This window comes from Arthrobacter sp. B10-11 (genome assembly GCF_033142195.1).
GTDB lineage: Bacteria > Actinomycetota > Actinomycetes > Actinomycetales > Micrococcaceae > Arthrobacter > Arthrobacter oryzae_C.
In genome coordinates this window covers 562913-589429 of record NZ_JAWMTH010000002.1, presented here as the reverse complement: position 1 = coordinate 589429, position 26517 = coordinate 562913, and the positions used below count along the sequence as shown (strand labels likewise).

The 26517-nt window shown below is 66.0% G+C and carries 22 protein-coding genes and 1 tRNA gene; 11 read left to right on the top strand and 12 right to left on the bottom strand.

Annotated elements, in window-relative coordinates:
- Positions 1 to 51 precede the first annotated feature (51 nt).
- The 3 genes from RW112_RS08360 to RW112_RS08350 form a co-directional block, all read right to left on the bottom strand.
- Positions 52 to 330, bottom strand: a complete 279-nt coding sequence (locus RW112_RS08360) for an SHOCT domain-containing protein (protein WP_317781300.1) — start codon at positions 328 to 330, stop codon at positions 52 to 54.
- Positions 331 to 421: 91 nt separating this feature from the next.
- Positions 422 to 1795, bottom strand: coding sequence for a DNA repair protein RadA (gene radA / locus RW112_RS08355; RefSeq protein ID WP_317781299.1), 1374 nt, complete (start codon positions 1793 to 1795; stop codon positions 422 to 424).
- A gap of 42 nt (positions 1796 to 1837) precedes the next feature.
- Entirely contained in the window at positions 1838 to 2965 is a 1128-nt protein-coding gene (locus tag RW112_RS08350) for an FUSC family protein (RefSeq protein ID WP_305943135.1), read from the bottom strand.
- Positions 2966 to 3201: 236 nt separating this feature from the next.
- Here RW112_RS08350 and pstS point away from each other — a divergent pair, with 236 nt between their 5' ends.
- From pstS to pstB, 4 genes are all read left to right on the top strand, one after another.
- Positions 3202 to 4323 (top strand): phosphate ABC transporter substrate-binding protein PstS, encoded by a 1122-nt coding sequence (gene pstS, locus RW112_RS08345; protein WP_317781298.1) that lies wholly within the window; start codon positions 3202 to 3204, stop codon positions 4321 to 4323.
- A gap of 197 nt (positions 4324 to 4520) precedes the next feature.
- Entirely contained in the window at positions 4521 to 5453 is a 933-nt protein-coding gene (gene pstC, locus RW112_RS08340; RefSeq protein WP_317781297.1) for a phosphate ABC transporter permease subunit PstC, read from the top strand.
- Positions 5454 to 6563, top strand: a complete 1110-nt coding sequence (gene pstA / locus RW112_RS08335) for a phosphate ABC transporter permease PstA (protein WP_317781296.1) — start codon at positions 5454 to 5456, stop codon at positions 6561 to 6563.
- Positions 6564 to 6608: 45 nt separating this feature from the next.
- Positions 6609 to 7388, top strand: coding sequence for a phosphate ABC transporter ATP-binding protein PstB (pstB, locus tag RW112_RS08330; RefSeq protein WP_011690076.1), 780 nt, complete (start codon positions 6609 to 6611; stop codon positions 7386 to 7388).
- An 81-nt stretch (positions 7389 to 7469) separates the two neighbouring features.
- Here pstB and RW112_RS08325 read toward each other — a convergent pair whose 3' ends face one another.
- The 3 genes from RW112_RS08325 to RW112_RS08315 form a co-directional block, all read right to left on the bottom strand.
- Complete coding sequence (locus tag RW112_RS08325; protein WP_305943139.1) at positions 7470 to 8486, bottom strand: inorganic phosphate transporter; 1017 nt, start codon at positions 8484 to 8486, stop codon at positions 7470 to 7472.
- A gap of 1 nt (position 8487) precedes the next feature.
- Positions 8488 to 9105, bottom strand: a complete 618-nt coding sequence (locus tag RW112_RS08320) for a DUF47 domain-containing protein (protein ID WP_305943140.1) — start codon at positions 9103 to 9105, stop codon at positions 8488 to 8490.
- 292 nt (positions 9106 to 9397) lie between these two features.
- A complete protein-coding gene (locus RW112_RS08315) occupies positions 9398 to 10057 on the bottom strand; it encodes a hypothetical protein (protein WP_317781295.1) in 660 nt (219 codons plus the stop codon).
- Positions 10058 to 10341: 284 nt separating this feature from the next.
- On the opposite strand from RW112_RS08315, the gene RW112_RS08310 reads away from it, so the two are divergent.
- Positions 10342 to 10414: transfer RNA gene (locus RW112_RS08310), tRNA-Lys, on the top strand.
- Between the two features lie 97 nt (positions 10415 to 10511).
- On the opposite strand, the gene RW112_RS08305 is transcribed toward RW112_RS08310, so the two are convergent.
- Positions 10512 to 11315 (bottom strand): class III extradiol ring-cleavage dioxygenase, encoded by an 804-nt coding sequence (locus tag RW112_RS08305; protein ID WP_317781294.1) that lies wholly within the window; start codon positions 11313 to 11315, stop codon positions 10512 to 10514.
- 217 nt (positions 11316 to 11532) lie between these two features.
- On the opposite strand from RW112_RS08305, the gene RW112_RS08300 reads away from it, so the two are divergent.
- A complete protein-coding gene (locus tag RW112_RS08300) occupies positions 11533 to 13191 on the top strand; it encodes a substrate-binding domain-containing protein (RefSeq protein ID WP_317781293.1) in 1659 nt (552 codons plus the stop codon).
- Between the two features lie 4 nt (positions 13192 to 13195).
- Positions 13196 to 14224, top strand: a complete 1029-nt coding sequence (locus RW112_RS08295) for a LacI family DNA-binding transcriptional regulator (RefSeq protein WP_317781292.1) — start codon at positions 13196 to 13198, stop codon at positions 14222 to 14224.
- Positions 14225 to 14264: 40 nt separating this feature from the next.
- Here RW112_RS08295 and mmsB read toward each other — a convergent pair whose 3' ends face one another.
- The 3 genes from mmsB to chvE form a co-directional block, all read right to left on the bottom strand.
- Positions 14265 to 15557 carry a multiple monosaccharide ABC transporter permease gene (gene mmsB, locus RW112_RS08290; RefSeq protein WP_317781291.1) on the bottom strand — a complete coding sequence of 431 codons (1293 nt, stop codon included), beginning with the start codon at positions 15555 to 15557 and terminating at the stop codon, positions 14265 to 14267.
- Between the two features lie 6 nt (positions 15558 to 15563).
- Positions 15564 to 17093: a multiple monosaccharide ABC transporter ATP-binding protein gene (gene mmsA, locus RW112_RS08285; RefSeq protein WP_317781290.1), complete on the bottom strand. Its 1530-nt coding sequence runs from the start codon at positions 17091 to 17093 to the stop codon at positions 15564 to 15566.
- A 99-nt stretch (positions 17094 to 17192) separates the two neighbouring features.
- Positions 17193 to 18317 carry a multiple monosaccharide ABC transporter substrate-binding protein gene (gene chvE, locus RW112_RS08280; protein ID WP_317781289.1) on the bottom strand — a complete coding sequence of 375 codons (1125 nt, stop codon included), beginning with the start codon at positions 18315 to 18317 and terminating at the stop codon, positions 17193 to 17195.
- A gap of 349 nt (positions 18318 to 18666) precedes the next feature.
- On the opposite strand from chvE, the gene araB reads away from it, so the two are divergent.
- From araB to araA, 3 genes are read left to right on the top strand one after another with little or no spacing between them, the layout of a single operon-like run.
- Positions 18667 to 20376: a ribulokinase gene (gene araB / locus RW112_RS08275; protein WP_317781288.1), complete on the top strand. Its 1710-nt coding sequence runs from the start codon at positions 18667 to 18669 to the stop codon at positions 20374 to 20376.
- Entirely contained in the window at positions 20373 to 21053 is a 681-nt protein-coding gene (locus RW112_RS08270) for an L-ribulose-5-phosphate 4-epimerase (RefSeq protein WP_317781287.1), read from the top strand. Before araB ends, RW112_RS08270 begins: the two co-directional genes overlap by 4 nt.
- 34 nt (positions 21054 to 21087) lie before the next feature.
- Positions 21088 to 22623, top strand: coding sequence for an L-arabinose isomerase (gene araA / locus RW112_RS08265; RefSeq protein ID WP_317781286.1), 1536 nt, complete (start codon positions 21088 to 21090; stop codon positions 22621 to 22623).
- A 21-nt stretch (positions 22624 to 22644) separates the two neighbouring features.
- On the opposite strand, the gene RW112_RS08260 is transcribed toward araA, so the two are convergent.
- Positions 22645 to 23742, bottom strand: coding sequence for a S1C family serine protease (locus tag RW112_RS08260; protein WP_317781285.1), 1098 nt, complete (start codon positions 23740 to 23742; stop codon positions 22645 to 22647).
- 131 nt (positions 23743 to 23873) lie between these two features.
- Here RW112_RS08260 and RW112_RS08255 point away from each other — a divergent pair, with 131 nt between their 5' ends.
- Positions 23874 to 25421: an alpha-N-arabinofuranosidase gene (locus RW112_RS08255; protein ID WP_317781284.1), complete on the top strand. Its 1548-nt coding sequence runs from the start codon at positions 23874 to 23876 to the stop codon at positions 25419 to 25421.
- Between the two features lie 33 nt (positions 25422 to 25454).
- On the opposite strand, the gene RW112_RS08250 is transcribed toward RW112_RS08255, so the two are convergent.
- Positions 25455 to 26447 carry a family 43 glycosylhydrolase gene (locus RW112_RS08250; protein WP_317781283.1) on the bottom strand — a complete coding sequence of 331 codons (993 nt, stop codon included), beginning with the start codon at positions 26445 to 26447 and terminating at the stop codon, positions 25455 to 25457.
- Positions 26448 to 26517 lie beyond the last annotated feature (70 nt).

Here is a 26517-nt window from a genome sequence, read left to right as displayed (position 1 = left end):
TTAAAGGCTGCGGGTCCGATGGCGGGCTTGATGGGGGATTTGCCGGAGGCACTAGGGTTCCTCGCCGAGTACCCTGACCTGCTCGCGGTACTGGTCGGCGGTCAGTTCCCCTTTGGCGAACCGTTCGTCGAGGATCTGCCGGGCCCGGCTACGGCCCGGCCAGTGGCCCCCGGGTCCCGGCTGGCCGGGAGGAGGGAAGCCGCCCTGATACCCTGCGCGGCCGCCGGAGAACACTCGCACGGCAACCAGCACCAGCAGGGCTATGCCCAGCAACATCAGCACTCCCCAGAGCCACATCCATCCCATATCCAGACCGTAACCCCACATCATGGCTGCCTCCTTCGTGGCATGCGCTTCCTACCCCAACAGTGCGCCCGCTTCCCGGACTCCACTAGGGTCCTAAGTCGCTTGTGCGGTCAGCTCAGCTGATGAGCAGGCTCAGGGCCTCGGCCAGGTGCCCCACTTCCCGGACGGAGAAACCTGCCGGAACGGGTCCCGGCCCGTTGGGGCTGGACGGAACCACGGCGTGCGTGAAACCGAGCCGGTGGGCTTCCTGGATGCGCTGGTTGATGCCGGGGACCGGCCGGACTTCACCGGCCAGCCCCACCTCGCCGAACGCGATCAGCCGGATGGGCAGCGGCTTTTTCGCCTTGGCCGAGGCCACGGCGAGGGCCACGGCAAGGTCCGTCGCCGGCTCGCTGAGCTTCACGCCGCCCACGGTTGCCACGTAGGAGTCGTCCTTTTGCAGCAAACAGCCGGCGCGCTGCTGGAGCACCGCCAGCAGCATGGCTACGCGGGAGCTGTCCAGGCCGCTGGTGGCGCGGCGCGGCTGGGAGCTGGCGCTCTCGGCCAGCAGCGACTGCACCTCGGCAAGCAGCGGGCGGCGCCCCTCCAGGGTCACCGTGATGCAGGTGCCGGATACCGGCTCCTTAGTGCGGGACACAAACAGTCCGCTGGGATCGGCCAGGCCGACGATGCCGTCCTCGTTGAGGTCGAAGCAGCCGACGTCGTCCGTGGGCCCGTAGCGGTTTTTGACGGCCCGCAGCAGCCGCAGCCGGGAGTGCCGTTCGCCTTCGAACTGGCAGACCACGTCCACCAGGTGCTCCAGGAGGCGCGGGCCGGCAATGGACCCGTCCTTGGTCACGTGGCCCACCAGCAGGGTGGTCATGTTGCGGCGCTTGGCCGCGGCGATGAGGGAAGCGGCCACCTCCCGCACCTGCGAGACGCCTCCGGCGCTGCCTTCGACATCCGCGCTGCTGAGCGTCTGGACGGAGTCCACCACCAGCAGCCGCGGTTCCAGCTTCTCCACCTGCCCGAGCGCCTGGCCCAGGTCCGTTTCGGCAGACAGGTAGAGGGATTCGGCAACGGCATCGATCCGGTCCGCCCGCAGCTTCACCTGGGCAGCGGATTCCTCACCGGTGATGTACAGGACATCCTGGGCGGTGCGGGCGAACTTGGCGGCGACGTCGAGGAGCAGCGTGGACTTGCCTACACCGGGTTCACCGGCCAGCAGGATCACTGCGCCAGGAACCAGCCCGCCGCCCAGCACGCGGTCCAGTTCGTCCACACCGGTGGGCAGGAAAGCTGCGGTGGTGGCGTCGACGTCGGCAATCCGGCGGGCGGGCTCCAGAACTGTGGTGGCCGCCGTCGTACGCGCAACGGCGGCGCCGGTTTCCTCAACGGTGCCCCAGGCCTGGCACTCGCCGCACCGGCCCACCCACTTGACGGTGGTCCAGCCGCATTCGGCGCATTTGTAGGCCGGGGCTTTGGATGCCCGGGAAGTCTTTGTTGCCATGGGTTCCACCCTAGCGGCGGGGCCGGACATTCCCCGCCCGGGTTAAAGGGCCGGCAGCACGTCCCGGGCCTCGCGCGAATCCATCCCCGTCGCTTCCAGCAGGTCCACCATGAGCGGCCGGAACAGCATCACCACGGTTTCGCCCTCCAGCCGCTCCACTTCCAGCAGCTTGGGGTGCAGCCGCAGCGCGATTTCACTCAGGTCCTGCCGGGCGGTGCGCAGGTGCGCGCGCCGGGCGCCGTCGTGCGTTTCCGCCAGGCCGAGGGAGAGCTCATCGATCGCGGCAGCGGTCTCCTGCAGCACCCCGGCAATGTTGTCAGTGGCTTCGTCGGACAGCGCGGCGTGGTTGATGGCGCTGGTCAGCCGGCGCGCAAAGACCCTGCTGTTGCGCAGCGCCAGGTCGATGAAGTCCAGCGACTCCTTGAGCCGGTCCAGCTCGTCCCTGTGCCGGCGGTAGGCCGGCGCAAGGGTGGCCACTTCGCCGGAGGCGCGCAGGGTGTGGCGCATTGCGTCCACCAGCGGCTGGCAGTTCCGGCCGCGGATCAGCGCGTGCCACGCCTGCGTGGAGTCGCTGTTGGTGAGGGCCGTGGCGCATTCCCGCAGCACCTCGGCCAGTTCATGGAGCAGCTTTTGGACATCCTTGCGGGGCTCGCGGCGCGGATCCTTCGGCACAAGGATGGTCACCAGCAGGGCGAACAGCCCGCCCACAATGGCGTCGATGCTCCGAGTGAACGGCCCTCCGGCCGGCGCCGGCAGCAGTACCACCAGCAGCGACTGGAGCCCCAGCTGCGTGGTGAAGATGTTGCCGCTGTCCAGGAAGCGGGCCAGCAGGATGGAAATCAGGAGTACGACGGCGGCCACCCAGATATCGCCGCCCAGCCAGTGGCGGAGCAGGTCACCCACCGCAATGCCTATGGTGCAGCCCAGCCCCACTTCCACCACCCGGCGCAGCCGCGGCTCCCGGGAAAAGCCCAAGGCGATCAGCGAGGACGTGGCGGCGAACAATGGACCCGAATGTCCCAGCACGTGCTCGGCGAACGCGTACGCGCCGACGGCACAGCCGGTCATCTGGATGGCCGGGAACAACGAGTTGCGGCTGCGGATCAGCCCGGTGCGGATGCGGCCACGCAGGAAACGCCCGCCCGCTGAGAGTCCTGCTGGGATGGCCATGCGTTCCAGTCTATTCACCTGGAATCCACTACGACCGAAGATGTGATGTGCGCAATGCTGACGCCGCATATGTAAGCCGATGTCCCGCCCTCGTTAACCTTCCGTTCACTTTGGTCCACATATCCCGTTACCTAAGGCCCCTAACTTCAATAAAGGTACAAAAAGTACACAACTTCTTTTGTTCGGACGTCTCCGGTCCGGCACGCATCAGAAAATCCCTGGAAGGGGTACATCTAGTGAAGGCACTCCGCTTCGGCCGCCACGCGGCTATCGCTGTCATCGCAGCCGGCGCACTCGCGCTCACCGCCTGTGGTTCCGACAACGCCACCAACACGGCCCAGTCCGGTGCCCCGTCCGCCACGGGAGCCAACGTCACCGGCACGCTGACCGGCATTGGCGCCTCCTCCACCGGCCCCGCCATGGACGCCTGGAAGGCCGGTTTCGCTTCCGCCAACCAGTCCGCTTCCGTGCAGTACTCCCCGGACGGCTCCGGCGCAGGACGCAAGGCCATCATCGACGGCTCGGCCCAGTTTGCCGGCTCCGACGCTTACCTGAAGGATGAGGAGCTGGCCAGCTCCAAGGAAAAGTGCGGCCCCGAGGGTGCCATCAACATCCCCGTGTACATCTCCCCGATCGCCATCGCGTTCAACATTCCCGATGTCAAGGAACTGAACCTCGATGCAGCGACAGCCGCCAAGATCTTCCGCGGCGAAATCGCCAACTGGAACGATCCCGCGATTGCCGCCCTCAACCCGGATGCCAAGCTGCCGGACCTGAAGGTCACCCCGGTCAACCGTTCGGATGACTCCGGCACCACCACCAACTTCACTGATTACCTGGCTTCTGCCGCTCCCGAGGTCTGGACCGACAAGTCTTCGGGCGTGTGGCCTGCTTCCCTGAAGGGCGAGAACGCCAAGGGCACCTCCGGCGTTGTCAAGACTGTCACCGACACCCCGGGTGCCGTGACCTACGCTGACGATTCCGCTGTCGGCGGCAAGCTGGGCACCGCTGCCATCAAGGTGGGCGAGGAGTTCGTCAAGATTTCCGCCGAGGCAGCCGCCAAGGCTGTTGAAGCCGGCAAGCCGGTTGAAGGCCGCGCCGCCACCGACGTTGCCATCAAGCTGGACCGCAAGACCACCGCTGCCGGTGCCTACCCGGTTGTCCTGGTTTCCTACCACATTGTCTGCACCACCTACGACAAGAAGGAAACCGCTGACCTGGTCAAGGCCTTCGAAAGCTACGTAGTGTCCGACGCCGGCCAGCAGGCCGCCGCCGATGCAGCGAAGTCCGCTCCGCTGTCCAAGACGCTGCAGGACAAGGCCGTGGCGGCCATCGAATCCATCAAGGCCAAGTCCTAGGGATTTCGCTGCACAGCAAGGCATAGTGGAAACACGAGCCTGAACCAGGTTCCCTGTCCCGGGCAGGGCGGTCACAGACCGTCGCGTCCGGGGCAGGGAACCTAGGTGTTTGTCCGAAGTAAAGCCAGTTTCACCGCTGCATTCCGGAACCATCCCGGACGAGGCAGTCGGTTCTATCCGAACCCAGAGGATCGTTTGTGACCACCACCTCCCTGACACAGTCCCGGGGCGCAGGGCGCACCGGAGATAAAGTCTTTTCCGGAGCCGCCCTGGCCGCAGGGTGCCTGATCCTTGCCGTGCTCTTCGGCGTTGCCCTGTTCCTGGTTGTCCAGGCGATGCCGGCACTGGTGGCTTCGCCTGACAAGATCCAAGGCGGTGAAGGCTTCTTCGCCTACATCTGGCCGATCGTGGTCGGAACCCTGATTGCGGCCATCATTGCCCTGGTCATCGCCACGCCCGTGGCCATCGGCGTTGCGCTTTTCATTTCGCACTTCGCACCGCGCGGCCTCGCCTCCGGCCTGGGCTACGTGATTGACCTGCTGGCCGCCATCCCGTCTGTGGTCTACGGCGCCTGGGGTGCCGCCTTCCTGGCCAAGGAAATCTCACCGGCCTACGACTGGCTGGCCAAGAACATGGGCTGGCTGCCGATCTTCCAGGGCCCCGCCTCGGCCACCGGCAAGACCATCCTCACCGCCGGTATCGTGCTGGCCGTGATGGTCCTTCCCATCATCACGTCCCTGAGTCGTGAAATCTTCCTGCAGACCCCCAAGCTGCACGAGGAAGCCGCGCTCGCATTGGGTGCCACCCGCTGGGAAATGATCAAGATGGCCGTCCTGCCGTTCGGCCGCCCGGGCATTGTCAGCGCCGTCATGCTGGGCCTGGGCCGCGCCCTCGGCGAGACCATGGCCGTGGCCCTGGTGCTGTCTTCCGGCGCCCTCACCGCCAGCCTGATCCAGTCCGGCAACCAGACCATCGCCGCGGAAATCGCCTTGAACTTCCCTGAGGCCGGCGGCCTGAAGGTGAACACGCTGATCGCGGCAGGCCTGGTCCTGTTCGTCATCACGCTGGGCGTCAACATGATTGCCCGCTGGATTATCAGCCGGCACAAAGAATTCTCGGGAGCCAACTAAATGACCTCCACCCTCACCCCCGTCCGCAAGCGCTCCGCGCTCACCAAGGGGCAGTTGCCCAAGTTCGCGCCGTACGTGGTCCTTGCCCTGGCGCTGGTGGTCGGCGCCGCCATCATGGCCGTAATCGGCTTCAACGCGTTCGGTTGGGGCATCGTCTCCGCCATCCTGTTCACGGCCGGCCTTGTGGGCTGGAGCGCCGCCGTCGAAGGCGGGCGCAAGGCCAAGGACAAACTCGCCACGTGCCTGGTGATGGGCTCTTTCCTGGTGGCCCTGCTCCCGTTGATTTCGGTGATCTGGACGGTCCTGGTCAACGGGCTGCCCGGCCTCCTGGACCCCGGCTTCCTCAGCACCTCCATGAACGGTGTCACCGGCGCCTTTGACAACAAGAGCGTTGAGGAGGGCGCGCCGGTCCTCGGCGGCATCTACCACGCCCTGCTCGGCACCATCCAGATCACCCTGCTGGCCACCGTCATCTCGGTTCCGGTGGGGCTGCTGACCGCCGTGTACCTCGTGGAATACGGCGAGGACCGTCCGCTGGCCCGGGCCATCACCTTCTTCGTGGACGTCATGACTGGCATCCCCTCGATCGTTGCCGGCCTCTTCGCTGCTGCGTTCTTCTTCGCCGTGGTTGGCCCCGGCACCAAAACGGGGGCCGTGGCTGCCGTCGCCCTTTCGGTCCTGATGATCCCGGTGGTGGTGCGCTCCAGCGAGGAGATGCTCAAGATCGTGCCCAACGAGCTCCGCGAGGCTGCGTACGCACTGGGCGTCCGCAAATGGCGGACCATCCTCAAGGTGGTCATCCCGACGGCGATTTCCGGCATCGCCTCCGGCGTCACCCTGGCGATCGCCCGCGTGATCGGCGAAACGGCGCCGATCCTGGTGACGGCAGGGTTCGCCACCAGCATCAACAACAACGTCTTCAGCGGCTGGATGGCCTCGCTGCCCACGTTCATTTACACCCAGATCCTGAACCCCACCTCGCCGTCCAACCCGGACCCCTCCTCGCAGCGGGCCTGGGGTGCCGCGCTGGTGCTCATCATCCTGGTCATGCTGCTGAATCTCGGCGCACGCCTGATCGCCAGGGCCTTCGCACCCAAGACCGGCCGCTAGTTCGCCGGTAATATTCAATTCGTATCCAGCAAGTGAAGGAATACCATGTCTAAGCGCATCGACGTCAAGGATTTGAACGTCTACTACGGCAAGTTCCTGGCCGTTGAGGACGTCAATATCAACATCGAGGCCAAGTCCGTCACGGCATTCATCGGCCCGTCCGGCTGTGGCAAGTCCACATTCCTGCGTACGCTGAACCGCATGCACGAAGTGATTCCGGGCGCCCGGGTGGAAGGCGAAGTGCTGCTGGACGGGGACAACCTCTACGGCCCCGGCGTGGATCCGGTGACCGTCCGTTCGCAGATCGGCATGGTTTTCCAGCGGCCCAACCCGTTCCCCACCATGTCCATCCGGGACAACGTGCTGGCCGGCGTGAAGCTGAACAACCAGAAGATCTCCAAGGGCGAGGCAGATGCCCTCGTGGAGCGTTCCCTGCAGGGCGCCAACCTGTGGAATGAGGTGAAGGACCGCCTGGCCAAGCCGGGATCCGGACTTTCCGGCGGACAGCAGCAGCGCCTGTGCATTGCCCGTGCAATCGCCGTGGAACCGCAGGTCATCCTGATGGACGAGCCCTGCTCAGCACTGGACCCCATCTCCACGCTGGCCATTGAGGACCTCATCAACGACCTCAAGGACCAGTACACGGTGGTCATCGTCACGCACAACATGCAGCAGGCCGCCCGCGTCTCGGACCGGACCGCGTTCTTCAACATCGCAGGCACCGGGAAGCCGGGCAAGCTGATCGAGGTGGGCGACACCCACACCATCTTCAGCAACCCCACCCAGAAGGCCACGGAAGACTACGTCTCCGGCCGCTTCGGATAAGCGCTGCCTCCCTTCATCGGTTGCTCCGTAACCGCCCTTTTGGAACCTCAAAACGGCAGTTGCCGAGCAACCGATGGTGCTTTAAAGGTCCGCGAGGGGCGAGAGTGAGAGCTCCAGCACGAAGGCCGCCGCCGCCGTCACCACGGGGGTGAGGACCCAGAACGCGAGGATCCTGAGCACTAGCCTGCGGTTGGTCACCGGGAAGCCCTGGTTGCTCCCGGCGCCCAGCACGGCCGCCGTCACCGTGTGCGTGGTGGAAACCGGCCAGTGCAGCCCGATTGCCCCGAGCAGCAGGATGACAGAGCTGTAGAGCTGGGCCACGAAGCCCCGCAGGGGATCGATCCGGGTGAGCTTGTAGCCGATGGTGTAGGAAATGCGCCAGCCTCCGGCCAGCGTTCCGGCCGTCAGCATCGCCGCGGTGAGCAGCGGCACCCAGCCGGGCATGGCGCCGCCGTCGGACAGCCCCGCGGCCAGGAGCGCCAGCAGCAGCACCGCGCCGGTCCGCTGCCCGTCCTGCAGGCCGTGGCCGAACGCCACCGCCCCCGCGGCGATGGACTGCGTACGGCGCGAACGGCTGTTCACCACGCCGGGCGGCGTGTAGCGTGCCGCCCAGGTGGCCGGCCACACCAGCAGGTACGCGCCCGCGAACGCGATGATGGGGGACACCAGGAGGGGCAGCACGACCTGGAACAACAGGGAGTTGTTCACGCCGCCCACGGCGTTGCCGCCCACCAGCACGCTGGCCAGGCCGGCGCCGGCCAGCCCGCCCACCAGGGCGTGGGTGGAGGACGACGGAATGCCGCGCCACCAGGTGTAAATGCCCCAGACGACGGCGCTGAGCAGGCCGGCCGCCAGGATGGTCAGGCCGTTCTCACCCCGGGGAAGCGAAATCCAGGTTCTGCTCACCTCCAGCGCCAGGAACCCGCTCAGTGCGGCTCCGACGAAGTTGAAGAGGGCCGCCAGCAGGACAGCCACCGTGGGCGTGAGCGCCCGGGTCCGCACGGCAAGGGCCACGGACGTTGAGGCATCCCGGAAGCCGTTCAGAAAGGCAAACCCGGCGGCGAACAGCACCACCACGGCGAAAAAGAACACGGTCACGTCAGGATTCCTTGACGATGATGCTGCCTACCTGGGTGGCGATGCGCCGCATGTCCTTGGTGACTTCGACCAGCTGGTTGGCGACGTCACGGTTCCGGGCGTACTGGGCGGACTTCATGTCCTTGAGCATGTCCGCGACCCACACCCGGTGCGTTCGTTCAGCGCGCTTGGTCAGGCGGAGGATCTCGATCCAGTAATCCTCCAGGTCATCCAGGTTGTTCAGCTGCCGCATCGCGTCGACGGTGAGCTCGGCCTGCCTGCTGATGATCTCCAGCTGGTCCGCGGCGCGCTTGGGGAGGCGTTCGAGCTTGTACAGGGCCACAAGCTCCGCGGCGGCGTCCAGCTTCTCCATGGCCTCGTTGAGGTAGCGGGAGAGCGCGTACATGTCCTCGCGCGGCAGCGGATTCACGAAGCTGGTGCGCATGTGGGTCAACAGCGCGAACTGCAGTTCGGCCGATTTGGCCTCATGGTCGTGCATGTCTTCGACCAGGCGGTTGTGTTCCGTGGCGGGGACGCCGAGGATTTCGGCGAGGGTTCCGGTGGCTAGGACGATCTGGCGGGCCATCTGCGAGAGCAGGTGCAGCCCCGCTGGCTCCTGGGGAAAGAGGCGGAGCTTCACCTTCGGATTCCGCTATGGGTAGGGTCCGGCAGGGAATGTGGCCGCAGGGCCATGTGACTTGACGTTGACCCGCACATGGGGATTACTTTACCGGCAGTTGCACGCGGGCATAAAAGTGGTGCCGAACCGGATACGCCTCTCGGCGGTAGGCCGCTCTAGGCGGCTAAATGTTGAAGCCCGGGGGTTTCGCGGTTCGGCACCGGTTTCAGTTTTCTACTTTGGCTGAACCAAGTCAACATTGACAGCCGGGCCGCTCCGTGCGTCACACTGGCGGACTTGCGCAGCGGACGCGTCAGTCCAGCTCGCCGAGCCGCCAGGCGTTTGCTGCGTGCTCAAGGTCCTCCGCGGTCTTCACCAGGAGATGTGAGTTGCGCGTGAGTTTGCTGGCGTGGTTTTCGTTGCTGTGTTCGGCGCCGTCGGCCAAGGTGGCCTGGCCCAGGGCCACCACCCGGCAGAACGCGGCGGAACGTTCCAGCGCGACGTCGAACTCGCCGTCGAACGCGCCGGAGAGGATGGCATCCGCCATCGACTTCATTTCATCCGCTCCCGGCGGCTCGGCAGCGCCCGCCACCACGTTGGAAACCTGTGCGGTGTCCTTGCCGGCCTTGAAGTAGACGGAGATGCGTTCGGGGTCCTGGATGGTGGCGGCACGCAGGGCGTACAGCCGCCAGAGGGCGCCGGGCAGGGACCGTGCCGGGCTTTCGGCCCACATTTCGGCGATAGCCTCCAACCCTTGCTCATCCGCGAGTTTGACGAGCCGCTTGGTGACCTTGGGATCGTCGCTGTCGCGGCCGTGGCGCACCAGCGCCTGGGCCGCCAGGTGTGCGGCCTCGGATACGCGGGCAGGGTCTGCGCCGCCCGCGAACGGCTCAAAGTCGATGGGCGCAAAAGGCTTGGGCTTGTGATGCCGGTTTGCGCCGCCGTAGGCCTTGGGTCCTGCTTGCTCGCTCATGCCCCCACGCTACTCCTGTGCTGTTCTGTTATCGAGCTTGCCGCCGGGCGGCTTTAGGAGTATTGAGGCATGCTGCGAATGCCATCGTGACTGTTTGGGCTCGTGCTTAACGCACGACGGCGCCCCGCTTAACGCACGACGGCGCCCCGCTTAACGCACGACGGCGCCCCGCGCCGTTGTGCAAAACCTGCCCTTGGCGTGCGGTACAGTATTTAACGTCCAGAAATGGACTGGGCTGATGGTCCGATTGCGTTCGATTGCAGCGCAGCCGCGGGCGTCAGCTGGGGCCTTTAGCTCAGTTGGTAGAGCATCGGACTTTTAATCCGTGGGTCGTGGGTTCGATCCCCACAGGGCCCACTCTTTTAGCGAAGAGTGGAAAACCTCCGGCTTCCTGGCGACAGGGGGCCGGAGGTTTTTTGTTGCCCGGAACCGGTCCGGGGGTTTCCAGCCCGGGTTACTTGCCGGTGAGCGTCCACGACCGCTTGGACAAGCCGAACCAGAAACCGTCGATGGCAGTCTTTGCCTTCAGGTCACCGGATTCGTAGGCCGCACCCAGGGCCACGTAGAGCGGCGCCCAGTGCTCGCTGCGGGGGTGGGCTTCGCGCGCCGCGGGGGCCTTCTTGAGGAAGTCCAGGATGGAGTCGACATCGCCGGCGGCCATGGTTTCCTCGGCCCAGTGGTCGAATTCGCTGGAAACGGAAGGCGGCGCGGTGTCCGGTCCGGCGGCCGGGTTGAACCAGCGCAGGTTGTGCGTGGTGAAGCCCGAGCCCACGATGAGCGTGCCGCGGTCCCGCAGCGGCGCCAGCGTCTTGCCCAGGTTGAACAGGCCCTGCGGATCAAGGGTGGGCATGGACATCTGGAGCACCGGGACGTCTGCCTCCGGGAACATTTCCACGAGCGGAACGTAGGCGCCGTGGTCCAGGCCGCGCTCCTCGTCGCGTTCCACGTGGTGGCCGTGCGTGGACACCAGCTTCTCCACTTCGGTGGCCAGCTCCCCGGCCTGCGGCGCGTCGTATGTCACGTCGTAGTACTTCTGCGGGAAGCCCCAGAAGTCGTACACGAGGCCCGGCTTGTTCACCGTGGCGCTGAGGGTCACCGGGGCATTTTCCCAGTGGGCGGACACCATCAGGATGTCCTTGGGTTTGCCGAAGGAGCCCGACCAGGCGCTGAGCTCGCTGGTCCAGCGGGCGTCGTCAGCCAGGGGAGGGGCGCCGTGGCTGAGGAACAGTACGGGCGGGCGGTCGAGTGTCTGCGTCATGTATCAATCCTACGAGGATTTAGTTGAAACTTCAACCATCGTTTTCCGGGCGCCAGGCCGGACTCCCTGCCCGCGCACACTGCAATGTGATGCCGGACACTCGTTTACGTATACTGGAACGGTTTTGCAGCCAGACTTGGGGCTTCCCCGTTTGCCGGGGAGGGTGGCCGGCAAACACCACCGCCCACCCGGAACCCCAGCAGTTAGGTATGCGCCCATGTCAGGTCGCCGAGCAGCAGACCGCCAGCGCCACGGCCGATTGCCCCGCAAGTCGCCGTTCTTCTGGCCCCGGATCATGATGACCATTGGCGTAATGGTGGCCATTGCAGTAGCTGCTGCGGCCGTCCTCTGGATCACGGGAAGCAAGTCGCCACTGGCTGCGAAGCAGTGCGAGATGCCCGCCGAAGTGCGCGTCGGTGCCGATGCCACCATTGCCCCGGCGCTGGAGAGCGCGGCCGCAAGGGTTCCCGCTGAGGCGTGCATCAAGTACACGATCGAAACCCGGACCCAGCCCGAGCTTGCCGCCATAGTGACCGCGGGCAAGGACGCCCCGGACCTGTGGGTGTCCGACTCCGCGGTCCGGGTCCAGCGCGTTGTGGCCCCCGCGCCCCCGGAGATCACCGTGCCGTCCCTGGCCTCCACCCCCGGGGTGATTGTGGGGCGGCAGGGCGAGGTCCCCGGCTTCGCCACGTGGATCAGCGCCCTGCAGGCTCCCGGTGTGCGCTTCAGCGACCCGCTGGTAACAGGAAGCGGGGAGGTGGCGCTGCTGGGCGCACTTTCCGAGGTTGAAGCCGGCCGTGCGGAGGCGAAAACGCTGCAGGCCACGACAGTCCAGCTGGCACAGAGTGAGAGCCGCCGGACCGGGGAGAAACTCACCGATGACAAGCAGCTCGAGGCGGTGGCCGCGGGCGGCGGATTCGCCATCGTCACCGAACAGGCCTGGCTGTCCTTCGCGCAGACCGCCGCCGGCGCCAAGCTGTCGGCGTCGATGCCGCACACAGGTTCCGTCTCGCTGGACTACCCCGTGGCCCTGACCGCCGCAGGCAAGGCGCGCGGCAGTGCCGCCGCTGACGCTGCCAAGGCGCTGGCAGCCGCCATGGCCACCGAGGACGGAACGAAGGCGCTCGCGGACAACGGGCTGCGTCCCGCGGACGGCAGCCGGACACCGGACCAGAAGGGCGTGGGCAGTGTCGCGGCGCTCAAGCCCGCGTCGGCGGAAACCGTGCAGCGCACACTGAAGGGCTGGTCCCTGCAAGCCATTCCTTTCAGGTCGCTGGTGGTGATGGACGTCTCCGGCTCCATGAACTTCCAGGCCGGCGGGCAGACCCGCATGCAGCTCACGCAGCAGGCGGCGATTGCGGGCAGCAAGCTGTTTCCCAACACTGCTGCCCTGGGCATGTGGGCGTTTTCCATCGGCCTGGGCGGGGGCAGCCAGGACTACGTTGAGCTCGACCCCATCAGGAGGATGGACCAGGTGGTGGACGGTGTCACCCAGCGGGACCGCCTGGTGGCTGACATCTCCGGGCTCGACCAGCGGACCGGCGGTGCCACCGGGCTGTACGACACGACCCTCGCTGCGTACCGCACCGTGAAGGCAAACTACGATGCCCGCGCCATCAACAGCGTGATCCTGTTTACGGACGGCGCCAACGAGGATCCGGATTCCCTCAACCTCGAGGAGCTGCTCGAGGCCCTGGAACGCGAACGGGACCCCGCCAAGCCCGTGGTGATCGTCAGCATCGGCATCACCGAGGATGCGGACGCCGAAACCCTCCGCAAGATTTCCGAAGCCACCGGCGGCACCAGCTATGTTGCGAGGAATCCGCAGGACATCCCGAGTGTGTTCGTGGATGCGCTGCAGGCTCGAGCACAATAGCTGTATGGCCAACAGCAGCGAGCGGCGCCTCCCGCGACTCGAAGATGTGGCGGAGCGTGCCGGTGTCTCGCACCAGACGGTGTCCCGCGTCATCAACAACCACCCCAACGTGAGCAAGTCCACCAGGGAACGTGTTGAAGCGGCCATCGCCGAACTCGGCTACCGGCGGAACACTGCCGCGCGCAGCCTGGTCACGCGGCGCTCACACACCATCGGCGTCCTGGCCAGCGAGCTGTCCCAGTACGGGCCCGCCAACACCCTGCTCGGGGTGGAGCAGGCCGCCCGCGACGCCGGCTATTTCGTGAGCATCGCGGCCATCCGCGAGGTCGGAGCGGAAGCGATATCCGATGCCGCGCGCCACTTCATGGACCAGGGCGTCGACGGGATCGTGGCGCTGGTTCCGCACACGGACACGCTGCAGGCCCTGGAGAAGCTGAACCTGGATGTTCCTGTGGTGGTGGTGGGTTCCAGCGGCGAAGGCCGGTTCAGCGGCGCCATGGTGGACCAGAAACTGGGTGCGCGGCTCGCCGTCGGGCATTTGATCGAACAGGGCCACCGGCGCATCGGCCACATCTCGGGTCCGCAGGACTGGATCGATGGCGCGGCGCGGGCCGAAGGCTGGCGGGCGGCGCTCGCAGAGGCCGGATTGAATGATGAGCTGTTTGTCGAGGGCGATTGGAGCGCCGGCAGCGGCTACAGCATCGGGCAGAAACTCGCCGTCGAACGGGCCGCAACGGCGGTCTTCGTGGGCAACGACCAGATGGCGCTGGGGCTGCTGCGGGCCTTCGGCGAAGCGGGCGTGCGGGTGCCGCAGGACGTCTCCGTGGTGGGATTCGATGACCAGCCGGAAGCCGGCTATTTTACGCCGCCGCTCACCACGGTCCGCCAGGACTTCGAGGAACTTGGCCGCCGCTGCGTGGACCTGATGCTGCGGCTGCTTGAGGATGGCGCCGCGGCGGGCACCACCGTGGTGGAACCGCAGATGGTGGTGCGGATGAGCACCGCACCACCATCTGACGCCAACGTCCCCTAAGAGGGGACGGGGCGGTTACCGGAACGACGACGGCGCGCGGCTACCTTGCGGAGTTTGCCGGCGCCGCTTCCGGCTGAACCGGGGCCTTGGCAGGCTCTGCCGCCGCCGGCGGAGTCCCCTTCCATTTGAACCGCTTGCCGATGGCCGAACCCGACCCGCTGGCGCTGCGGTTCTTGTTGAAGATGTCGAAGCCGACGGCAAGCAGCAGCACCAGGCCCTTGATCAGCTGCTGGTAATCCGTGCCTAGTCCGAGGATGGACATGCCGTTGTTGAGGACGCCCATGATGAGCCCGCCGATCATGGCCCCGGCCACGGTCCCGATACCGCCCTGTACCGCTGCGCCGCCGATGAAGGCTGCGGCGATCGAGTCAAGTTCGAAGCCGGTTCCACCAGCCGGCTGCGCTGAGTTCAGGCGCGCAGTGAACACCAGTCCGGCCAGCGCAGCGAGGACACCCATGTTCACGAACAGCCGGAACGTCACGGCCTTGGTTTTGATGCCGGACAGCTCCGCCGCGTGCAGGTTTCCGCCGATGGCGTAGGTGTGCCGGCCGAAGATGCTGTTGTTCATGAGGGCTGAGTAGACGATCACCAGGACGGCCAGCACGATCAGGACGATCGGGGTGCCCCGGTAGCTTGCCAGCAGGAAGGTGATGGTCAGCATCAGCACCGCGATGAAGGCGGTCTTGATGGCGAACCAGGCCATGGGTTCGTTTTCCAGGTCGAACTTGCGGCGGACGCGGCGTTCCTTGATGGCCTGGAAAAGAATGGCGGCCGTTCCGCCGACTCCGAGGATGACCGTCAGCCATTCCAGCACGGAGGCTCCCCCTGAAATGTCCGGCAGGAAGCCGCCGCCGAGGGCGCGCATTTCGTTGGGGAACGGCGTGATCTGCTGGTTTTTGAGGGTAATAAGTGTCAGGCCGCGGAAGATCAGCATGCCGGCGAGGGTCACGATGAACGCCGGGATGCCCACATAGGCGATCCAATAACCCTGCCAGGCGCCAACAAGGGCGCCGACGAGGAGGCACGCCGGGATGGCGATCCACCATGCCCAGCCCCAGTGGACAATCATGACGCCGGACACGGCACCGATGAAACCGGCAATTGAACCGACGGACAAGTCAATGTGGCCGGCGATGATGACCATCACCATGCCGATGGCCAGAATCAGGATATAGCTGTTCTGGACCACCAGGTTGGTGACGTTCTGCGGCTGCAGGAGGATGCCGTCGGTGAGGACCTGGAACAGGATGACGATCAGGATCAGGGCGACGAAGATGCCGACCTGGCGGAGGCGGCTTGCCAGGAAGCCGAGGGATTCTCGTAGGGCAGACATGGGTCGTTATTCCTTCTCTAGTGTCATGTAGTGCATCAGGGTTTCCTGGGATGCCTCGGCAATGGGCAGCTCACCGGTGATGTGCCCGGCTGACAGTGTGTAGATCCGGTCGCAGATGCCCAGGAGCTCAGGCAGTTCGGAGGAGATCACGATGACGGCCTTTCCCTCGGCTGCCAGCGCGGCGATGATCGTGTAGATCTCAAACTTGGCGCCGACGTCGATGCCCCTGGTGGGTTCGTCGAGGATCAGGACGTCGGGGTCGGAGAACATCCACTTGCTGAGGACCACCTTCTGCTGGTTGCCGCCGGAGAGCTTTCCGGTGATGGCGGCGACGGAGGGAGCCTTGATGTTCATGCTCTTCCGGTAGCGGTTGGCCACCTTCGTTTCCTCGTTGCCGTCCACCCAGCCGCGTTTGGCGAGCTTGCCGAGGGCCGCCATGGAGATGTTGCGCTTGATGTCCTCGATCAGGTTCAGGCCGTAGTGCTTGCGGTCCTCGGTGGCGTAGGCAATGCCGTGGCGGATGGCATCGGGGACGGTGGAGGTGTCTATTTCCTCGCCGTACTTGAACACTTTGCCCGAGACTGCGCGGCCGTAGGTCCTGCCGAACACGCTCATGGCCAGTTCGGTTCGTCCGGCGCCCATGAGTCCGGCGAGTCCCACCACTTCGCCCTTCCGGACGTTCAGGCTGGCGTTGCGGACCACCATGCGGGAGTGGTCCTGCGGGTGCCGGACGGACCAGTCCTCAATGCGCAGGACCTCCCCGCCAATGACGGGGGAGCGGTCAGGGTAGAGGCTTTCGAGGTCCCGGCCCACCATGCCGCGGATGATCCGCTCCTGGGTGATCTGGCCCTCGTTCAGCCGCAGGGTCTCGATCGACTTGCCGTCCCGGATGATGGTCACGGCGTCGGCCACCTTGCGGATTTCGTTGAGCTTGTGGCTGATGATGATGCTGGTGACGCCCTGGTTTTTCAGGTGCAGGATGAGGTCCAGCAGATGGTCGGAATCTTCATCGTTGAGGGCCGCCGTCGGCTCGTCAAGGATGAGCAGTTTGACCTCCTTCGACAGTGCCTTGGCGATCTCCACCAGCTGTTGCTTTCCGACGCTGATGTGCTGGATCGGCGTCACCGGGTTCTCACTGAGGCCCACCCTGGCGAGCAGCTTGGCCGCCTCCAGGTTGGTCTTGCGCCAGTCCACCCAGCCGCGCGTGGCCAGTTCGTTTCCCAGGAAGATGTTCTCGGCGATGGACAGGTAGGGGCTGAGGGCCAGTTCCTGGTGGATGATGACGATTCCGCGCTTCTCGCTGTCGCTGATGGTGGCGAAGTCGCAGGGTTCGTTCTCGAAGAGGATGTCGCCGTCGAACGTGTTGTGCGGGTACACGCCGGACAGCACTTTCATCAGGGTCGATTTGCCGGCGCCGTTTTCGCCGCAGATGGCGTGGACTTCGCCGCGGTTGACGTCAAGGGTGACGTCCTGGAGGGCTTTGACGCCGGGGAAGGTTTTGGTGATTCCCCGCATTTGGAGGATGGGTGCGTTCATGGTCATTTCCCGCTGACTGGTTGGAGCCGGGCGCCTGCGGGTGCAGGGCCCCTGGAGGGTGCGGCCGGGCGGCTGGCCCGGCCGCACCCTTCACGGTGCCTATTTGACGTCGGCGTCGGTGTAGTAGCCGGAGTCGATCAGCTCCTGCTTGTAGTTGTCTTTCGTGATGATGACGGACTCCAGGAGGTAGGCCGGAACCACCTTCACCTTGTTGTCGTAGGTCTTGGTGTCGTTCGTTTCCGGCTCCTGGCCCTTGAGGACAGCGTCGACCATCTTGACGGCCTGCGCGCCGAGCTTGCGGGTGTCCTTGAAGATGGTGGAGTACTGCTCGCCGGCAATGATGGACTTCACCGAACCCTTTTCAGCGTCCTGCCCGGTAACGATGGGCAGGCTGCCCTTGGAGTAACCGCCGGTGCTGGTCAGTGCGGAGATGATGCCGATGGAAAGGCCGTCGTACGGCGACAGGACGCCGTCGAGCTTGGTGCCGGAGCTGTAAGCGGCGGTGAGGATGTCTTCCATCCGCTTCTGCGCCACCGGTGCCTGCCAGCGAAGGATTGCCGCCTGCTCGAACTTGGTCTGGCCGCTGGGCACCTTCAGGGTGCCGGCATCCATGAACGGCTTCAGGGTGTCCATCGCCCCGGTCCAGAAGAAGTTGGCGTTGTTGTCATCGGGGCTGCCCGCGAACAGCTCGACGTTGAACGGGCCCTTGCCCTCCACCTTCTTGCCGGCTGCGTCGAGCAGGCCCAGCCCGGTCAGCAGCGAGGTGGCCTGCTGGACGCCCACGGTGTAGTTGTCGAACGTGGTGTAGTAGTCCACATTCGGCGTGCCGTTGATGAGCCGGTCGTAGGCGATGACCTTGACGTTCTGCTCCTTGGCTTTTGCCAGGACGTCCGTGAGCGTGGTGCCGTCGATGGCGGCGATGATCAGGGCTTTGGCGCCCTTGGTGAGCATGTTTTCGATCTGGGACACCTGGGTGGGGATGTCATCATTGGCGAACTGCAGGTCCGTCTTGTAGCCGAGATCCTTCAGGGACTTCTCAACGTTCCCGCCGTCGGCAATCCACCGTTCGGACGTCTGTGTGGGCATGGAGATTCCCACCAATGAGCCCGCCGCATCCGCGCTTCCGGTGGCAGTCGCGCTGCCCGGCCGGGAGCCGCAGCCGGTTGCCCCGACGGTCAGGGCGAGGGCGACTGCAACGACGCCCAGGAGTTTCTTGATTCTCACGGTTTCTCCTTCCACGGCGGGGATGCGCCGCGAACTGGTTTCTGAAGCGGAAAGCGAAATGCTCCTCGCCATACTGTCGACCACCTCAGTCCCCTCGCCCAACCGCAGGGCGCAGGCCGACTTCTTTGTGACCAATGTTCACGCCAACAGCTCTGTTAGCGCTAACAACTTATCCAAGATTAGGCCTCATTTTCCTGTGAAGCAAATCACAATGTGATTACCGCGGCCAGGGTGCGATGCGTGCCCGCCAGTTCCCCCTGCGGTCGCGGAGGTCCGCTTGACGTCGTACTTGTTAGCGCTCACAATTAGTTCAGTCCGCGCAGTTGCGGACTGGTTACTGGAGGACTTCATGGACGTCACAGCAGACGGCAAAGAAAACTACGTTATTGGCGTGGACTACGGCACGCTGTCCGGGCGGGCCGTGGTGGTCCGCGTCCGGGACGGCAGGGAGCTGGGCAGCGGTGTGTTCGAATACCCGCACGCCGTGGTCACCGAATCACTTCCGGCGGGTCTGGCGGGCGACGGCGCCTCGCGGCTTCCCGGGGAATGGGCGCTGCAGGTGCCCAACGACTACCGCGATGTGCTGCGTTACGCCGTGCCGGCGGCGATTGCGGAGGCGGGGATCGACCCCGCAGCCGTGGTGGGCATCGCCACCGACTTCACGGCGTGCACCATGGTCCCGGTCAAGGCCGACGGCACACCGTTGAACGAAGTTTCCGGTTTCGCCAACCGCCCGCACGCCTACGTAAAATTGTGGCGCCACCATGCCGCCCAGCCGCAGGCGGACCGGATCAACGAGCTGGCCGCGGAGCGCGGCGAAAGCTGGTTGCCACGGTACGGCGGGCTGATCTCCTCTGAGTGGGAGTTCGCCAAGGGACTCCAACTGCTGGAGGAAGATCCGGAAGCCTACGCTGCCATGGACCACTGGGTGGAAGCGGCCGACTGGATCGTCTGGCAGCTGTGCGGCAACTACGTCCGCAACGCCTGCACCGCCGGGTACAAAGGGATCTACCAGGACGGCCGCTACCCGTCCGAAGAATTCCTGGCCGCCCTGAACCCGGAGTTCAAGAATTTTGTCAGCGCCAAGCTGGCGCACACCATCGGACGGCTCGGCGATGCCGCCGGCTACCTGACGGCCGAGGCGGCAGCCTGGACGGGCTTGCCGGAAGGCATTGCCGTCGCAGTAGGCAATGTGGACGCCCACGTCACCGCACCGGCTGCAAAGGCCGTGGAGCCCGGGCAGCTGGTGGCCATCATGGGCACCTCCACCTGCCACGTTATGAACGGCGACGAGCTGCGTGAAGTCCCGGGCATGTGCGGCGTGGTGGACGGGGGAATCGTTGACGGGCTGTGGGGCTACGAGGCCGGCCAGAGCGGGGTGGGGGACATCTTCGGCTGGTTCACCACGTACGGGGTCCCGCCCGAATATCACGAGGCAGCAGCGGCGGCGGGCCTGGGCATCCATGAATACCTCACCGAACTGGCATCGAAGCAGGCCATCGGAGAGCACGGGCTCATGGCACTGGACTGGCACTCAGGCAACCGCTCCGTGCTGGTGGACCACGAGCTGTCGGGCGTGGTGGTGGGCCAGACCCTCGCCACCAGGCCCGAGGACACCTACCGTGCACTGCTGGAAGCCACGGCCTTCGGCACACGCACCATTGTGGACGCGTTCCGCGACTCGGGGGTGCCGGTCAAGGAGTTCATCGTGGCCGGCGGCCTGCTGAAGAACAAGCTGCTCATGCAGATCTACGCGGACGTCACCGGGCTGCAGCTGTCCACCATCGGCTCCGCCCAGGGGCCGGCGCTTGGCTCCGCCATCCATGCCGCCGTCGCCGCAGGAGCGTATTCGGACATCCGGGCCGCTGCCGCTGCCATGGGGTCGGAGCCCGGCGGAGTATATATTCCCATTCCGGAAAATGTTGCCGCCTACGAGGAACTCTTCCAGGAATACCGCACCCTGCACGACTACTTCGGCCGCGGCACCAACAGCGTGATGCACCGGCTCAAGGCCATCCAGCGCGCGGCGAAGCCGTCGTTGGCGGAGGTCTCCGCATGAGCAATCTTCTGGAAACCATCGCCCGGGTCCGTCGCGAGGTCTGCGAACTGCACGCGGAACTCACCCGGTACGAACTGGTGGTGTGGACTGCCGGCAACGTGTCCGCCCGTGTTACCGGCCACGACCTGATGGTCATCAAGCCGTCCGGAGTCTCCTATGCGGACCTCACGCCCGAGAGCATGGTTGTCACTGACCTCCATGGCATCCCCGCCGGCGGGGAGTGGGGCAACCCGCCGTTCTCGCCGTCGTCGGACACTGCCGCGCATGCATACGTCTACCGGCATATGCCGGAAGTGGGCGGGGTGGTGCACACCCATTCCACCTACGCCACGGCATGGGCGGCCCGCGGTGAGGCGATCCCGTGCGTGCTGACCATGATGAGCGACGAATTCGGCGGCAGCATTCCCGTCGGCCCGTTCGCACTGATCGGCGACGACTCGATCGGACAGGGCATCGTGGAGACGCTCCGGAATTCCACGTCACCGGCGGTCCTCATGCAGAACCACGGTCCGTTCACCATCGGCAAGGACGCCCGCTCTGCCGTGAAGGCCGCCGTGATGTGCGAGGAAGTGGCGCGGACCGTCCACATTTCCCGCCAACTGGGCGAGCCGCTGCCCATCGACCAGGCCAGCATCGAATCCCTCTACGCCCGCTATCAGAACGTCTACGGCCAGTAACGCGGCAACCCGCACCTTCTTCAGGAGAACCCTTATGAGCAACACCAGCAACACGTCCGCCAACAGAACCTCTCTCGGCCACTACGAGGTCTGGTTCCTTACCGGCAGCCAGCACCTGTACGGCGAGGACGTCCTCAAGCAGGTTGCAGCGCAGTCGCAGGAGATCGCCGCCGCACTGAACGGATCCGCCGACGTCCCGGTCAAGGTGGTCTGGAAGCCCGTCCTCACCGATTCTGACGCCATCCGCCGCACGGCGCTGGAAGCCAACGCCGACGACTCCGTGATCGGCGTGACGGCCTGGATGCACACCTTCAGCCCGGCCAAGATGTGGATCCAGGGCCTGGACCTGCTCCGGAAACCGCTGCTCCACCTGCACACCCAGGCCAATGTGGAGCTGCCGTGGGCAGACATCGACTTCGACTTCATGAACCTCAACCAGGCCGCGCACGGCGACCGCGAGTTCGGCTACATCCAGTCGCGCCTGGGCATTCCCCGCAAAACCGTGGTGGGCCACGTGTCCAACCCGGAGGTCTCCCGGCAGGTGGGCTCGTGGCAGCGCGCGTCGGCCGGCTGGGCCGCCGTCCGGACGCTCAAGCTGACCCGCTTCGGCGACAACATGCGCAACGTGGCCGTCACCGAAGGTGACAAGACCGAGGCCGAGCTGCGCTTCGGCGTCTCGGTGAACACCTGGTCCGTGAACGAGCTCGCCGAGGCCGTGCACGGCGCCGCGGAGTCCGACGTCGACGCCCTCGTGGCGGAGTACGAGCGCCTTTACGACGTGGCGCCGGAGCTGAAGGCGGGGGGAGCGCGGCACGAATCGCTGCGCTACAGCGCCCGGATCGAACTGGGCCTGCGCAGCTTCCTCGAGGCCAACGGCTCCGCCGCATTCACCACCTCCTTCGAGGACCTGGGCGAACTGCGTCAACTGCCCGGCATGGCCGTGCAGCGGCTGATGGCCGACGGCTACGGCTTCGGCGCCGAAGGTGACTGGAAGACAGCCATCCTGGTCCGCGCCGCCAAGGTGATGGGCGCCGGCCTGCCCGGCGGCGCCTCGCTGATGGAGGATTACACCTACCACCTCGCCCCGGGGCAGGAGAAGATCCTGGGCGCGCACATGCTGGAGGTTTGCCCGTCGCTGACCGCGACGAAGCCGCGCGTGGAGATCCACCCGCTGGGAATCGGAGGCAAGGAGGACCCGGTCCGGATGGTGTTCGACACCGACGCCGGACCCGGCGTCGTGGTGGCGCTCTCCGACATGCGCGACCGCTTCCGCCTCGTGGCGAACGCCGTGGACGTTGTGGACCTGGACGAGCCGCTGCCCAACCTGCCGGTGGCCCGGGCCCTGTGGTCTCCCAAGCCGGACTTCGCCACCTCCGCCGCGGCCTGGCTGACCGCCGGCGCCGCGCACCACACGGTGCTGTCCACCGCCGTGGGCATGGACGTGTTCGAGGACTTCGCCGAGATTGCGCAGACGGAACTCCTCACCATCGACGAAGGCACCACCATCAAACAGTTCAAGAAGGAACTGAACTGGAACGCCGCCTACTACAAGCTGGCCGGCGGGCTGTAGGGACTGCCGCTCGCTGCCCGCTCAGCCCTCCGCGGCGGGGCGGGCAGCGAGCGTGGCTTTGGCTTCCTTCGATTCCGTTCCCCTGCGGTAGCCGACGTTCACCGCCTGGTCCGGACTCTTGCCGCGGAGCTCCGCCAGCAGGTCCTCGGGCGAGGCGATCTCCTTGCCGTCCAGCGCGGTCAGCACGTCCCCGGGCCGGATGCCGGCGCGGTCGGCGGGCCCGCCGTCGACCACCGACAGCACCAGGGCGCCGCGGGTGTCCTGGAGTCCGAGCTGTTCGGCGATCTGCGAGGTGATCTCGCCCGGACGCAGGCCGATGAAGGCGTGGTCCGCTGTGCCGTCCTCGCGTAGCTGTTCGGCCACCCGGACTGCTGTTGCGGCGGGGATGGCGAAGCCCAGCGCCACGGCGCCGGACTGCGGCGGGATGTACGCCTCGCTGATGCCGATCACTTCACCCCGGGAATTGACGACGGCGCCGCCCGAGTTTCCGGGGCTGATGGCGGCATCGGTCTGGATCAGGTCCACCAGGGACTGGCTGCTGGCTGCCGAGCCCGGGATCTCCCGGTGCAACCCGGAGATGATGCCCGCTGTTGCGGTGTTTTCGAAACCCAGCGGCGAGCCGATCACGACCGCCAGTTCTCCCACCCGGGGTAGGCCGGACTGGAACTTCGCGGCGGGAAGCCCGGTGCGCCTGGTCTCCACCAGGGCCAGATCCGAAATGGGGTCCATGGCCCTGACGGTGCCGGCGACGCGCTGGCCGTCGGCAAACGCGACCTCAACGTCGGTGCTACCCCGCACCACATGCTCATTGGTGAGGATCAGTCCCTCTGCGGCGAAGACCACGCCGCTGCCCACGCCGCCGTCGGTCAGGATGGTGACAACGGACGGCTGGACGTTCTCCACGATGGACGGAATGTCCGCCGAAGACTGTGGTGTGCCGGGTTGAGTACCCGGCTGGGCGGTCTGCTGCGCGGGCTGCGCCGGGGTGCTGGCCTCGGAAGTGGGGCGCGGTCCCGGCGGCGGGCTCGATGTGCAGGCAGGCAGTGTCAGGCCGATGACCACTGCCACGCCCAGCGTTAGCCGTACGGGATACCGGCTTTCCCTCTTCGAGATGCTCATCCGACTGCCTTTCGTTCGTTACGGACCCGACAGGACCGGCAAGTCCGAGCCGGCCCTTGACGGCAGCGCCTTTCACCCTCAACAATAGATTTCTATAACGTTGTAAAGAACGAGAAAACGAGGATGTTTACGTGGGAACCACCGAAGCTGCCGCAGGCAAAATAACCGCCAAAATCACCCTGGACCCCGCCTTCGCCGTGGGCCCCGTCCGCCGCCGCACGTTCGGCGCGTTCGTGGAGCACCTTGGCCGCTGCGTCTACACCGGCATGTTCGAGCCGGGCCATCCCCAGGCTGACGAGGACGGCTTCCGGACCGACGTCCTGGAACTCACCCGCGAACTCGGCGTGTCCACGGTGCGCTACCCGGGCGGCAACTTCGTCTCCGGCTACCGCTGGGAGGACGGCGTGGGCCCGGTGGGGCAGCGGCCCGTGCGCCTGGACCTCGCGTGGCATTCCACGGACCCGAACCATGTGGGCGTGGACGAGTTCGCCAAGTGGTCCGTCAAGGCCGGTGTCGAACCCATGATGGCCGTGAACCTGGGCACCCGCGGGACCCAGGAAGCACTCGACCTGCTGGAGTACTGCAACATCGACGGCGGCACGGCCTTCTCCGACCAACGCCGGTCCAACGGGGCCGAAAACGGCTACGGCATCAAGATGTGGTGCCTGGGCAACGAGATGGACGGTTTCTGGCAGATCGGCCACAAGAACGCCACGGAATACGGCAGGCTCGCCGCCGATACCGCCCGGGCCATGCGGATGGTGGAGCCGGACCTGGAACTGGTGGCCTGCGGCAGTTCCGCCCCCACCATGGACACCTTCGGCGAGTGGGAGCGCGTGGTCCTCACCGAGACCTACGACCTCGTGGACCTGATCTCGGCCCACCAGTACTTCGAGGATTTCGGCGACCTGCAGGAACACCTTTCATCCGGCCACAGGATGGAGGCGTTCATCAAGGACATCGTGTCCCACATCGACCATGTGAAGTCGGTCAAAAAGTCCGCCAAGCAGGTCAACATCTCTTTCGACGAGTGGAACGTCTGGCATATGAGCCGCGACGAATCCAAGGCACCCACCGGCAAGGACTGGCCCGTGGCCCCGGTGCTGCTCGAGGACCGCTACACCGTTGCGGACGCCGTGGTGGTGGGCGACCTGCTGATCACGCTGCTCCGCAACACCGACCGCGTCCACTCCGCCAGCCTGGCGCAGCTGGTCAACGTCATTGCCCCCATCATGACCGAGCCCGGCGGCCGCGCCTGGAAGCAGACCACGTTCCACCCGTTCGCCCTGACATCGGAGCACGCCAAGGGCACGGTGCTGCAGCTCGCCGTGGACTCCCCGCTGCTCAGCGGCGGAAAGACGGCGGACTTCGCGGCACTGTCCGCCGTCGCCACGTTCGATCCGGACTCCGGCGAGGCGGTGGTGTTTGCCGTGAACCGCTCGGCGACGGACTCGCTCACGCTGGATGCCGCCGTCGGCGGGCTGGGACGTATGAAGGTTGTCGAGGCAGTCACCTACGCCAACAAGGACCCGTACTGGCAGGCGACGGCGGACGATTCCACTTCGGTGCTGCCCGGCGAAAATGTGAGTGTAAAGCTCGACGGCGGCCGGCTCGCCGCCGAGCTCCCTGCGGTGTCCTGGAGCATGATCCGCCTGGCTGTTGACGGCGCCGGCGGCTAGGCCGGAATCCAGCCGGAGCCAGCCTTCCAGCAGCTAGTCCTCAAGCAGTGAGGGGTCCAGGTGAACGGGGGCGTCCAGGTCGCGTGTGCAGACCAGGACGTCCCCTTCCACGTGCAGCCGGGCGGCGTGGATGCTGGTGCGCTGTTCACGGGCCGCCCGGGCCGGATCCGCCATGCCGTTCGCCATTTCCGTGTCCTGCCACTCGGGGTGCGTGAAATAGAAGATGTAGGCGTGGTCACCCTGGGTGACCACATCAGCATGCCGCCCGTAGGTGGCGTCGTCCGCCCCGGTGCCGGGGGAGTCCAGGATGAGGCCGTTGTTTGCCTCCTGCCGGGTCCATGCCAAACCGTCTGCCGAGCGGTGCACGGCCTGGCCGCGCCATTCGTCCACCACCATCCAGTACCAGCCGCCCAGGCGGAACACGTTGGGGCCCTCGTGGGCGGGTAGCCCGATGACTTGGCCCTCGGCCCGCCAGCGGCCGCCGTCGTTCGTTTCCTCCCAGGCCGCCGACCATGTGGTGGAGCCGTCCACTTCGTCCTTGAACCAGAGGCGCGGGCGCCCGTCCGCCACGATGGCGAAGGCAGCGTCGATGACGTTTTCCGAGCCGACGTCCACCCGGTCTTCGAAAGTCCAATGCTCCAGGTCGGTGCTGGTGAAGTGCACCAGCCGGCGCCGGGTCTGATCCGCCCAAGTGCCCGGAGCGCCCGCGCCCCAGGTCAGGAACATGTGATATTTCCCGTTGTGCCACACCACCTCCGGGGCCCAGTGCGTGTTCAGTGCGGGGGAGTCTTCCGGATCGAGCCCCTCCACCACGCCGCGGTACTGCCAGGTTGCGCCGGCGTCCGCGGAGACGGCGACGCCGATCCTGGTCCCCGTGATCCAGTCCACGCCGCCTGTGGCGAGGGTGGCGCGGCGGGCCGTGTAGAACATCCACCATTCGGAGGTGCCGCGGCGGTGGATCACCGTGGGATCAGCGGCGCCGTCGAACACCGGGCAGCGGAAGAGGGGGGACGGGGGCAGCGGCATGGCGGTTCCTTTGTGAAATGCCGGCCCCAGGCCGGCTCGGATGCGGCAGTCGCAGCTAGCCTATAACGTT

What these genes read in the sequence shown, in the direction of transcription:
- RW112_RS08360 (WP_317781300.1), bottom strand. Translation starts at nt 330, where the DNA reads ATGATGTGGGGTTACGGTCTGGATATGGGATGGATGTGGCTCTGGGGA.
- radA (WP_317781299.1), bottom strand. Translation starts at nt 1,795, where the DNA reads ATGGCAACAAAGACTTCCCGGGCATCCAAAGCCCCGGCCTACAAATGC.
- RW112_RS08350 (WP_305943135.1), bottom strand. Translation starts at nt 2,965, where the DNA reads ATGGCCATCCCAGCAGGACTCTCAGCGGGCGGGCGTTTCCTGCGTGGC.
- pstA (WP_317781296.1), top strand. Translation starts at nt 5,454, where the DNA reads ATGACCTCCACCCTCACCCCCGTCCGCAAGCGCTCCGCGCTCACCAAG.
- pstB (WP_011690076.1), top strand. Translation starts at nt 6,609, where the DNA reads ATGTCTAAGCGCATCGACGTCAAGGATTTGAACGTCTACTACGGCAAG.
- RW112_RS08315 (WP_317781295.1), bottom strand. Translation starts at nt 10,057, where the DNA reads ATGAGCGAGCAAGCAGGACCCAAGGCCTACGGCGGCGCAAACCGGCAT.
- RW112_RS08305 (WP_317781294.1), bottom strand. Translation starts at nt 11,315, where the DNA reads ATGACGCAGACACTCGACCGCCCGCCCGTACTGTTCCTCAGCCACGGC.
- RW112_RS08300 (WP_317781293.1), top strand. Translation starts at nt 11,533, where the DNA reads ATGTCAGGTCGCCGAGCAGCAGACCGCCAGCGCCACGGCCGATTGCCC.
- RW112_RS08295 (WP_317781292.1), top strand. Translation starts at nt 13,196, where the DNA reads ATGGCCAACAGCAGCGAGCGGCGCCTCCCGCGACTCGAAGATGTGGCG.
- mmsB (WP_317781291.1), bottom strand. Translation starts at nt 15,557, where the DNA reads ATGTCTGCCCTACGAGAATCCCTCGGCTTCCTGGCAAGCCGCCTCCGC.
- mmsA (WP_317781290.1), bottom strand. Translation starts at nt 17,093, where the DNA reads ATGAACGCACCCATCCTCCAAATGCGGGGAATCACCAAAACCTTCCCC.
- araB (WP_317781288.1), top strand. Translation starts at nt 18,667, where the DNA reads ATGGACGTCACAGCAGACGGCAAAGAAAACTACGTTATTGGCGTGGAC.
- RW112_RS08270 (WP_317781287.1), top strand. Translation starts at nt 20,373, where the DNA reads ATGAGCAATCTTCTGGAAACCATCGCCCGGGTCCGTCGCGAGGTCTGC.
- araA (WP_317781286.1), top strand. Translation starts at nt 21,088, where the DNA reads ATGAGCAACACCAGCAACACGTCCGCCAACAGAACCTCTCTCGGCCAC.
- RW112_RS08260 (WP_317781285.1), bottom strand. Translation starts at nt 23,742, where the DNA reads ATGAGCATCTCGAAGAGGGAAAGCCGGTATCCCGTACGGCTAACGCTG.
- RW112_RS08250 (WP_317781283.1), bottom strand. Translation starts at nt 26,447, where the DNA reads ATGCCGCTGCCCCCGTCCCCCCTCTTCCGCTGCCCGGTGTTCGACGGC.